Origin of the sequence: Nitrospira lenta (assembly GCF_900403705.1) — a bacterium.
GTDB classification, from domain to species: domain Bacteria; phylum Nitrospirota; class Nitrospiria; order Nitrospirales; family Nitrospiraceae; genus Nitrospira_D; species Nitrospira_D lenta.
In genome coordinates this window covers 126,318-137,338 of record NZ_OUNR01000022.1, presented here as the reverse complement: position 1 = coordinate 137,338, position 11,021 = coordinate 126,318, and the positions used below count along the sequence as shown (strand labels likewise).

6 protein-coding genes are annotated in these 11,021 nt (G+C 60.1%); all 6 read left to right on the top strand.

Going from position 1 to position 11,021, the window contains the following annotated elements:
- A partial coding sequence (locus NITLEN_RS17805) for a putative Ig domain-containing protein (RefSeq protein ID WP_146216247.1) occupies positions 1-2,892 on the top strand: 2,892 nt, incomplete at its 5' end.
- 573 nt (positions 2,893-3,465) lie between these two features.
- A complete protein-coding gene (locus NITLEN_RS17800; RefSeq protein WP_121990990.1) occupies positions 3,466-3,807 on the top strand; it encodes a DUF3467 domain-containing protein in 342 nt (113 codons plus the stop codon).
- 204 nt (positions 3,808-4,011) lie between these two features.
- Positions 4,012-5,901 carry a GAF domain-containing protein gene (locus NITLEN_RS17795; RefSeq protein WP_121990989.1) on the top strand — a complete coding sequence of 630 codons (1,890 nt, stop codon included), beginning with the start codon at positions 4,012-4,014 and terminating at the stop codon, positions 5,899-5,901.
- Between the two features lie 74 nt (positions 5,902-5,975).
- Positions 5,976-8,123, top strand: coding sequence for an efflux RND transporter periplasmic adaptor subunit (locus NITLEN_RS17790; protein ID WP_121990988.1), 2,148 nt, complete (start codon positions 5,976-5,978; stop codon positions 8,121-8,123).
- A complete protein-coding gene (locus NITLEN_RS17785; RefSeq protein ID WP_121990987.1) occupies positions 8,116-10,107 on the top strand; it encodes a preprotein translocase subunit SecA in 1,992 nt (663 codons plus the stop codon). Before NITLEN_RS17790 ends, NITLEN_RS17785 begins: the two co-directional genes overlap by 8 nt.
- Positions 10,104-10,937: an efflux RND transporter periplasmic adaptor subunit gene (locus tag NITLEN_RS17780; protein ID WP_219999494.1), complete on the top strand. Its 834-nt coding sequence runs from the start codon at positions 10,104-10,106 to the stop codon at positions 10,935-10,937. The genes NITLEN_RS17785 and NITLEN_RS17780 overlap by 4 nt, the downstream gene beginning before the upstream one ends.
- The last annotated feature ends 84 nt before the right edge of the window (positions 10,938-11,021 follow it).

The window sequence follows — 11,021 nt, the reverse complement described above, 5'->3', positions numbered from 1 at the left end:
ACGGCACCGGTGCTGACTGCCATTGGCCCGAAGTCGGTGAATGAGCAGGCAGAACTGCGCTTCACGGTCAGTGGCAGTGATGTCGATCAACCGACTCAGCCCCTGGTCTATAGTGCGACGGGCCTTCCGACGGGAGCCACGTTCGATCCAACGACCCATGAGTTCGTGTGGACGCCGACCGAGGCCCAAGGCCCAGGTAGTTTCATCGTCACCTTCTCGGTGACCGATGGGGTGGTGACTGTGAGTGAAGCCGTGACGATGACGGTGACAGAGGTGAATGTCGCGCCGGTGCTGACGGCCGTTGGCCCGAAGACGGTGGCGGAAGGGACGCTCTTGTCCTTCACGATCTCCGCGACGGATGCCGATGCCCCGAACCAGACGTTGGTCTACAGTGCGACGGGGCTCTCGGCTGGCGCGGCGTTCAACGCGGCAACGCGCACGTTTAGCTGGACCCCAACGGAAGCGCAAGGGCCGAGCACGAATAACCTGACGTTCTCGGTGACCGATGGCGTGGTCACGACCAGTGAAGTGGTGACGATCACCGTGACAGAGGTGAATGTGGCACCGGTGTTGACGGCGATCGGGCCCAAGACGGTGGCGGAAGGGACGCTCTTGTCCTTCACGATCTCCGCGACGGATGCCGATGCTCCGACTCAGGCGTTGGTCTACAGTGCGACGGGTTTGCCGGCTGGCGCGGTGTTCAACGCGGCAACGCGCACGTTCAGCTGGACCCCGACGGAAGCGCAAGGGCCGAGCACGAATAACCTGACGTTCTCGGTGACCGATGGCGTGGTGACGACCAGTGAAGTGGTGACGATCACCGTGACAGAAGTGAACCAAGCGCCGGTACTGCAGCCGATCACGAGTAAGACCGTGAACGAAGGCTCACTCCTGACGTTCACTGCGGCCGGTAGTGATGCCGACCAGCCGGCTCAGATCCTTACCTACAGCCTGGCATCCGGCGCCCCGTCTGGCGCGGCCATCATGGCGACGACTGGGGTGTTTACCTGGACTCCGACCGATGGTCCTGGGGCCGGCCCCTACAGTGTGACGATCCAGGTGACCGACGGGGTGGCCACGGCGAGCCAGACCTTCGTGATCACGGTGCTCAATGTGGCGCCGACGGCGACGGTGACGGTGCCCGCCTCGGCCGTCGCCGGGGTCGATCTGAGCTTCAGTGGTGTCATCGGTGATGTCGGTTTATCGGATACGCTCCAAGTTTCGTGGAATTTCGGCGATGGGGTTACTCTGCCGTTCCTGGCAGCGGCACGCGGCACGGTCACCACCACCCATCAGTATGCGACCGCGGGCACGTACTCGGTTACGCTGACGGTGAAAGACAGCAACGGTGCGCAAACCAGCGTGTCGCGCTCCTTGTCCGTCGTGACCGTGGGACTCACGACCGATCCCTGGGATGCCACGAAGACTGCGCTCGGCATCAATGGCACCAATAACGGCGATAACATTACCGTCGCGCCTAGTGGCACGGCCAACTATCAAGTCACGATCAATGGGCAGAGCACCATCATTGCCAAGCCGACCGGTCGCATCATCGTGCATGGCTGGGGCGGTGGGGATAACATCACGATCAACAGTGCCATCACCACGCCGACCATTCTGTTCGGCGATGCCGGGGGCGACAACATTACCGGCGGGGCGGGACCTAACGTGATATTCGGCGGAGCCGATGCGAGTGGCGATAATCTGACGGGCGGCGCCGCGCGGGACATCCTCATCGGCGGGGGCGGCGGTGACAATCTTACCGGCAATGGCGATGATGATCTCTTGATCGGCGGGACGACGGCGTATGATACGAATCTCGTGGCGATGTGCAATCTCACCGCCGAGTGGCTGCGGACCGATCAGACCTACAGTCAACGTGTCAGTCATCTGCTCAATGGAGGAGGACTGAACGGTACCTTCACGCTGAACGTGACGACGGTGTTCGACGATGCCGTCGGCGATAATCTGAGCGGGAATGCGGGGACCGATTGGTTCTTTGCGAAGGTGGCCCTGCCGGGTCGGGATAATGCCAGCTCTGTCACCGGCGAAACCGTCACGACTCCGGGCGCGCCGCCCGCGCCGCTCTTAGCACAGGGGGGGGCGCGAACGGATGATGGATCGCTCGCAGCCCTGACGTCCGCGCAGTTGGCGCCGATCGTTCAGGAGGCCCAGGCCCGCTGGGTCCGCACCGGGCTGACCCTGGATCAGCAGACGGTGTTGGCGTCGCTGACCTGGCAGATCGCCGACTTAGAGGGGGCCACGCTCGGGTTGACCAACGGGACGACGGTCCGTCTCGATGCCACGGCGGCGGGCTATGGCTGGTTCTTGGATGTCACGCCAAAAGACAATGCCGAATTCCATTTCGTGCGGGGCCTCGCGCAATGGATCGCCGATGGGTCTAGTCCGGCGGCGGGTCACATGGATCTGCTCACCACCGTCATGCACGAGATGGGGCATGTCCTTGGCTATGACGATCAACAGGCGCAGTCGCATCGCGCCACGCTGATGACTGAGGCGCTGCCCACGGGCGTGCGCCGGTCGATTCTGACGGCCTTTGAATCGGGTCCGTCCCTCGCGGCTCCTGTCCCGCCTTCATCGGACGCTGGCACTGCGTTCTGGCGCCGTTCACTACAGGCTGTGGCTGGAGCCTGGGGCGGTGGCGGAACTGAGCCGATCCCGGGTGCGTCGTCGACGGGCTCTTCTGCCGTCGCGCCGGTGATTGATTGGCGTGAGCGAGAGGGGCCTCAGGAGTCTCACAAAAAAATGGCGCTGGGTTTCTCTGTGCACAAGACCTCCTGGCTTCAGCGTTTCCTCCTCGACACCGGGCGCGAGGAGGTCGCGCCCCATGACCATGGGATTGAAGTGGTGTTGCCGGGGAAGAAGAAATAATGCAGGGACACCGTGAGGCCCTAGAGTCACGCAATGGGGTATCGGTTGCAATGGACAACGAAATGGCTTAGCAGGCGCGGAATTCGATAGGGGAGGTGTCGCATGCGGCACCGAGTCTCTTTGATGATCTCAATTGCACTGGCAGTCAAGCCGTCATGGCATTCACTGAGCACGTGTATAAGCCGAGGTTCGCCAGAATCATAATGTCTGGTTTTTGAGTCGGATAAGCATCACGCTTGGCAGGGTGTGGGCATCACGTGCCAGTAGGTCGGCAAGGTCGATGTTGCACGCGATAATGAGACCCTCATCCCGTCCCGCCTTCCTCGGGCTCCGTCACCGTGTTCTGGCACCGCTTACTGCAGGCCGTGGCTGGAGCCTGGGGCGGTGAGGGAGCTGAGCCGAACCCCGGCACACCGATGACTGGACTGGGTGTCGTCTCGCCCGCACACATTCTTCACTTATTAGTATTACAAGTATTTATGCCTATTGATACTTTGGAATACGCAATGCGATACTTCGGCTCGATTGTCGGAGTGTTGGCCATCACCTATTACCAATTCAGGAGGAAGTCGTATGTCTACTGAAACCTCAAAGGCTCCCCGCCAGACTCAGGATGCTGCTGCGCAGGCTGCGAAAGCGGCGGCGAATCCTTCCATTCGCTGGGACGACACCAATCTCAAAAGCTCGTATGCCAATGTGTGTAATGTGTCGACCACACGTGAAGAAGTAGTCCTTATTTTCGGGATCAATAATGCGTGGGAACGTGGCCAAAGCGAAGTGCATGTGCAGCTGACGGACCGGTTGATTCTCAGCCCGTTTGCCGCCAAACGGCTGGCTACGCTTTTAACGAATGTCATGACGGATTATGAAAAGCGATTTGGCGCCATGACGGAACAGCCTGGCCGTCCAGAGTAACGATGTATCTGAGCGGGAGTGAGGCTCCTCATTCCCGCTCGTTCCGTTCTGCTCCCATGATGATCCCCCACGATCACGCTTTCTTCTTGGTTCGATTGCCGTACTTCGATGCGGCCCAATGTGTGAGTCGCAATGCAGTTCTTGTGTGACCGAGGGGGAAACGCGCTGAAGATTCGTCTTGAATCGTCGCGAGGTGATTGATCGATGAGCCAGGTATCTTCGGCAGAGTCTCAGCGCATTGGGCCTTCTCCGGCGTTGCCGGTGCCGGCATCAAGCCAAGATGCCGCGTTATGGTCTGACTTTGCGCACGCGACGACGATCAGTGGATTTTGCCGAAGCTGGCTGGCTCTGCAATGCGCGCAGCTTGACGGCATTCGGGCCGGTATGGTCCTCATCGGCGTTCCCGATCAAGGGCCGTTTCGTCCGATTGCCTTTTGGCCCGACTCGCGCCGAAATCTGAGCTATCTCACGGCAACAGCGCAGCAAGCTCTGACGGAACGCAAGGGTGTGGTCGTCGCATCGGAGACGGTTGTCTCGCCGGATGTCGGGGAGCACTGTGAAGTGGCCTATCCGATCGAAGTGCGGAATGAGCTGCATGGGGCGATCGTGCTCGATGTCTCGCCCGCCGATCAAAGTGAGCTGCAAGCGGTGTTGCGACAGCTCCATTGGGGCGCCGGATGGCTGGAACTGCTTGTGAGCCGCGAGCGGATGGAGCAGGAAGTCGCCGCCAAAGATCGCGTGGAGAAAACCCTCGATCTGGTTGCCTCGGTGCTGGGGCATGACCGGGTGCATGCCGCCTGTATGAGTTTGACAACGGCATTGGCGGCGGCCTGCCAGTGCGACCGGGTCAGCATCGGGTTTCTTGATCGTGGCCGGACTGCCGTTAAGGCGGTTTCCCACAGCGCCGAGTTTATGCAGCAGGCAAATCTGTTTCGTTCGATCGCGGCGGCGATGGAGGAGGCACTCGATCAACGGGTGACGATTACTCATCCTCCGACCGGTTTGTCGACGACGGTGGTGCGGGCTCACGACGAATTGTCTCATCAGCATGCGCCCGGTGCGATTTGCACGGTACCGATTATGGGCGGCCGGGCCCCTATCGGAGCTCTTCTGCTTGAGCGTCCGGCGGATCGGCCGTTTGACGAGGATACGATTCAGCTATGCCAGTCCGTTGCCGCGGTCGTCGGGCCGATTCTTGAGGTCCAGCGGCGCGATGATCGCTGGTTGTTCGTAAAGATTCTGGACGCGAGTTGGACGTATGTCCGCTCGTTGATCGGTCTCAGGCACGTTGCGGTGAAGTTGGCGTCCGCCGGGGTGCTTGGTCTGTTGCTGTTCTGTGTATTCGCCAAGGGGGAGTACCGGGTTGCCGCCAAGGCCGTCTTGGAACCGGTTGTGCAGCGGGCGGCGGTGGCCCCGTTCAATGGTTTTATTCGTGAGGCGCCGGTCCGCGCCGGAGCCGTGGTCGATGCCGGACAGTTGCTGTGTCTTCTGGACGATCGCGAGCTGAAATTGGAACGGCTCAAATCCGCAGGCCGGGCTGAGGAATTGCGCAAAGAATACAGTAAGGCCATGGCGGAGCAAAAAGCCTCGCAGGTTGAAATCGTGTCGGCGCAATTGCGGCAAGTTGAGGCGGAGATCGCGCTGTACGACGATCAACTCGGGCGGACTCGCATGGTGGCGCCGTTCCGAGGGATGGTGGTCACGGGAGATTTGAGTCAGGAGCTTGGCGCACCGGTCGAGAAGGGCAAGGTTTTGTTTGAAATTGCGCCGCTGGATGCCTACCGCTTGGTCCTCGAAGTCGACGAGCGGGACATTGCCGATGTGCGCGCCGGACAGACTGGGGCTCTGATGCTTTCGGCGTTTCCGACGGACACCGCAGATTTCATGGTCGAGACCGTGACGCCGGTCTCGACGGCCCAAGATGGACGCAATTTTTTCCGTGTGGAGTCTCGATTCGATCTCCCGCACGGCCGCCTTCAGCCTGGCATGGAGGGCGCCGGTAAGATCGCCGTCGACCGGCGCCGGCTGGTGTGGATATGGACGCATCCAGTCACGGATTGGATCCGGTTAGCCCTCTGGTCATGGCTCCCGTAGATCTGAACCTCTGGATGCTGCTGTGCATGGTTGTTGGATTTGTGCCATCGACCGTCAGCGGGTGAACGTGATCGATGAGTGACGCATTGTTCAGTCCTGCCTGGTACCGCGTGGCCAATCTTGCGTTGCGTCTGCGGAGCCACGCGCAGATTCATCGCCACCTGTATCGGGGCGAGGTCTGGTATGTACTTCAAGATCGGTCCAATGCGCGATTCCATCGGTTTTCTCCGGCTGCCTACCATGTGATCGGGCTCCTCAACGGACGTGCGACGGTGCAGGCTGTGTGGGAAGAGGTCTGTGCCAAGCTTGGCGATGATGCGCCGACTCAAGGCGAAATCATTCAGTTGCTCGGCCAGCTCCATGCGGCGGATTTGCTGCAAGGCGAACTCTCGCCCGATACGACGGAGATCTTTCACCGCTTCGAAACCCAGCGGCAGCGCAAGTGGCAGCGGCGCTTGATGAGCGTGTTTTCGTGGCAGATCCCACTCTGGGACCCGGAGCGATTTCTTACCAGACTGCTGCCCTTCGTGCGTCCGTTCTTTGGCTGGAGAGGTGCGCTGCTGTGGTGTGCGCTCGTTGTGCCTGCGCTGTTCGTCGGCGCCTCCCATTGGCATGATCTGACCTCGAATGTGCTGGATCAGGTGATGACGCCGCACAATCTCGTGGTGCTCTGGTTTCTGTTTCCCGCGATCAAGCTGCTTCATGAACTGGGCCATGCGTTCGCCGTGAAAGCGTTCGGCGGTGAAGTGCACGATCTCGGTGTGATGTTCCTTGTCTTTACTCCCGTGCCCTATGTTGATGCGTCCGCTTCGTGGGCATTCAGTCGCACCTGGCAGCGGGTGGCGGTCGGTGCCGCCGGCATGCTGGTGGAGTTGGCGTTAGCGGCGATCGCCATGTTTGTCTGGCTCAGCGTCGAGCCGGGAGCGGTTCGCACGCTGGCCTACAATGCGATTATGGTGGCTGGTATCTCGACGGTCATCTTCAACGGGAATCCGTTGCTCCAGTTTGACGGCTATTACATGCTGGCGGACTATCTGGAAATCCCCAACTTGAAGATGCGGGCCAATCGCTATCTTGGGTTCCTTGCCGAACGCTATCTTTTCGGCCACCGGGATGCCGTACCTGGCCCAGCGACCCCAGGCGAGCGGCGCTGGTTCGTGCTCTATGCCATTGCCGCCTATGTTTGCCGCATATTGGTCGTTGTGGGCATTCTTCTCTTTCTCACCGATCAACTGTTTCTGCTCGGCGTGATCTTTGCCGGTCTTACGGCCTGTACATGGATTCTCTTTCCACTGGGAAAGGGGCTGGCGTTTCTCTTCACCAGCCCTCGCCTTCGCCTGGTCCGGGGGCGAGCGATGGTCGTCAGTTTTGGAGTTTTGGCCGGCTTGATAGGGCTCGTGTGCCTTGTTCCGGTTCCCTATCGGACGCGTGCGGAAGGCGTCGTCTGGATTCCAGAAGAGGCGCATGTGCGGGCCGCTGTCGATGGATTTGTGCGGACGGTCGTGGTGAAGTCCGGCGAACAGGTTTTACCCGGCGATGTGTTGGTGGTGTGCGAGGATCCGGTGCTGGTGTCGAAGGTGCATACGCTGGAGGCTCGTTTGGATGAGGTGACGGCACGGATTCGCGAGCAGTTCCCCGACAATCTGGTAAAGGCTCAGATCTTGGCGGAAGAGCGCCTGGTGGTGGAGGAGAATTTAGTCCGTGCACGAGAGCAGGCCGAGGAGTTGATGATCCGCAGTCAGACTGCGGGGACGGTTGTGCTGCCTAAAGGCAGCGATTTGCCAGGCCGGTTTTTGACGCACGGCGGATTGGTCGCGTATGTGGTCAATCTGGAAACAATGACGGTTCGAACGATGGTGGAGCAGGTGGACATTGACCTGATCGCGTCAAATACGAAGCAGGTGCAGGTGCGATTGGCTGAGCGATTGGCCGATCCAGCGGACGCTCGCCTGAAACGCTTCGTGCCGGCCGCATCGAAAGAGATTCCCAGCCCGGCGTTGAGCCATGAGGGAGGAGGCGAGGTGCCTCTGGATCCACGTGATCCCAAGGGCCATACCGCGTTGAAGAATGTCTTTCAGGTCGATGTGGAATTGCCACCGCCGCTGGGGGTGTTGAATGTCGGTGGCCGGGTGTTTGTGCGGTTCGATCATGGGCGGTCGCCGCTGGCGGTTCAATGGTATCGCAAGGGGCGGCAGTTGTTTCTGTCGAGGTTCAATGTTTAGCGCACGTTTCCAACAGACTTCCATACGCAGCCCGTATTTGGAGCGGGACTTGCCGCGGATCGGGTGGTGCGATCGGATGGGCGCGGCCATGGCGCGGCCATTCCTCCGGCGTGCCAAGGCCTGGGACTGCCGCCGCGCTGATATCGTGGGAGCGGTCAATCGATATGACCAGTCGATTCGTCCGTTGCCTGATGAGGGGCTGCGCGCGCTTGCCAGTGAGTTACGCGCGAAGCTTCGGCGAGAGGGCCTGGTATTTGAGGCGAGCGCCAAGGCGTTTGCCGTGGTCCGTGAGGCGGCGGCGCGAGCGATTGGGAAGCGCCCGTTCGATGTGCAGCTATTCAGCGGGTGGGTGCTCCTCAATGGACTGGTCGCGGAGATGGCGACGGGTGAGGGCAAGACATTAACCGCCGTCTTGCCGGCCGCCACAGCGGCGCTGGCTGGGGTGCCGGTGCACATCATTACCGTCAACGACTACTTGGCCGCTCGTGATGCGGCTGCTATGGGGCCCATCTATGCCATGCTGGGCCTTTCCGTCGGAGTGGTGACGCATGACATGGAGCCGTCTGCCCGCCGCGCTGCGTATGGCTGTGATGTGACCTATTGCACTAATAAGGAAGTGGCGTTTGATTATTTGCGCGATCGCCTTGCGGTCGGCAAACAGCCGCATCGTGTTCAACTCGAACTTCGCCGGTACTTTGGCCGGGATGTGGGGCGGGATCGCATTGTATTGCGGGGGTTGTGTTTCGGACTGGTAGACGAGGCGGATAGTGTCTTAATCGATGAAGCGAAGGTGCCGCTCATTATCTCCGGGAGTAGCGGAGAAGTGCCGGAAAAGTCGCTGTATGAATCGGCCTTGTTGCTGGCCAGAGAATTAGTGCCTGGCGAAGACTTCACCATGAATCCTCGGGAGCGCTCGGTGCTCCTCACCTCAATGGGGAAGGCCAAGTTGGCCGCGCGCGCGCAGCTCTTTGGCGGGTTATGGAAAGGGCCTCGGCGACGGGAAGCGCTGGTCGGACAAGCATTGACGGCGCTGGTGGTGTTTCGTCGCGATGAGCACTATCTGCTTCGCGAGGGGAAGGTGCAGATTATCGATGAATATACGGGGCGTATTCTGGAAGGGCGTTCCTGGGAGCAGGGACTCCATCAAATGATCGAAATCAAGGAGGGGTGTTCCGTTACGCCGCTGACCAATCCGCTCATTCGGTTGACCTATCAGCGGTTCTTTCGGCGGTATCTTTGGCTAGCCGGGATGACTGGAACGGCGCGGGAGGTGTCTAAGGAGCTCTGGTCGGTGTATCGCCTGGCGTCCGTCCGTATTCCAACTAATCGGCCTATTCAGCGAGTTCATTGGGGAGAGTGGGTGTTTCCTACGGGAGAGGACAAATGGAAGGCCGTGACGGCCCGTGTTGCGGCATTGCATCTCAAGGGACGCCCGGTGCTCATCGGTACCCGTTCTGTCTCGGCGTCAGAAGAGCTAAGTAGCCGGCTTATCGCCGCGGGATTGCCTCATCGGGTGCTGAATGCCAGGCAAGACGAGGAGGAGGCCGCCATCGTGGCTTGCGCGGGCGAACAGGGGCGAGTCACTGTGGCAACCAACATGGCTGGACGAGGAACAGATATTCACATCGACAAGGCTGTTGCGGAGTTGGGGGGGCTTCATGTCATCGCGACGGAACGCCATGAGGCCGGGCGTATCGATCGGCAACTTTATGGACGGTGCGGGCGGCAAGGCGACCCGGGGAGTTGCGAGGCGTTTGTGTCGCTAGAGGACGAGCTTGTTCAGGCTCATCAGCGTGCCTGGGCGGGGCGGGTCTGCCGGCTCATGTTCTCGACGAATCGCTGGATTGCGCAGCGTATCGGTGTGTGGGTTGTTGCAAGGGCGCAGCGGCGAGCTGAGCGATGGCATGCGAACATTCGACGCGATTTGCTCAAACACGAAGAACAGGCGGAATCGTCGCTGGCTTTTTCGGGAACGGTGGAATGACGATGGTGCGATCGGTGTCTCAGCTGTGTATCCGTGGGCTGTCTATCGTGAGTGTCGTGCTGGGGATGGCCTCCTTAAGCGTGGCCTCCGATCTCTCTTGCCTGATTCTTCCCTATATGGAGGTAGCGATCGGCTCGCCGGTCGAAGGGCTGCTGGAGTCGGTCACTGTAGAGCGCGGTGATGTGGTGAAGAAAGGGCAGGTCTTGGCCACGCTTGAATCGAGCGTCGAAAAAGCGACGGTAGCCTTGGCGCGGGCCAAGGCTGGCGTGGAGGCTGAAGTACGGACGAGTATTGTGAAAGAGGAATTTGCCTTGCGCAAGTTGGCACGGGCCAGTGATCTCGTGAAATCTTCGTCGATTGCCGCTCATGAAGCCGATGAAGCAAAAACTGAGAAGCGTTTGGCGGAAATTGCTCATGCCGAAGCGGTGGAGAATACTCGCTTGGCGGAGCTGGAACTCCAGCGATCGACAGCGGCATTATCGCTTCGAACAATCCGAAGTCCCATCGCCGGCGTCGTTGTCGAACGCCACCAACATCCTGGCGAGTTGGTCAATAAGGATCCGATACTCAAATTGGCGCAAATCGATCCCTTGCGGGTGGAAGTGTTCGCCCCTCTCCCTATGCTGGGGCAAGTAGCCGTGGGGATGCAGGCGGACGTGCGCCCTTCCGATCCGCCAGGAGGGGTGTATAAGGCGCGGGTTTCTATTGTGAACAAGGTGGTTGATTCGGCAAGCGGGACCTTTGGGATTCGACTCGAGATTCCCAACCATGATCATCGCCTTTCCGCCGGGTTGCACTGCTCTGTCAATTTCCTCTCTAGCCAGAAATGATGATGTTTTGATCGCGTGATGGGCACGCTTCTCCCTGGGTTGCGCGAGTGGGCCATGGGATGTGTTTGGGAGTTGCGTGATGCC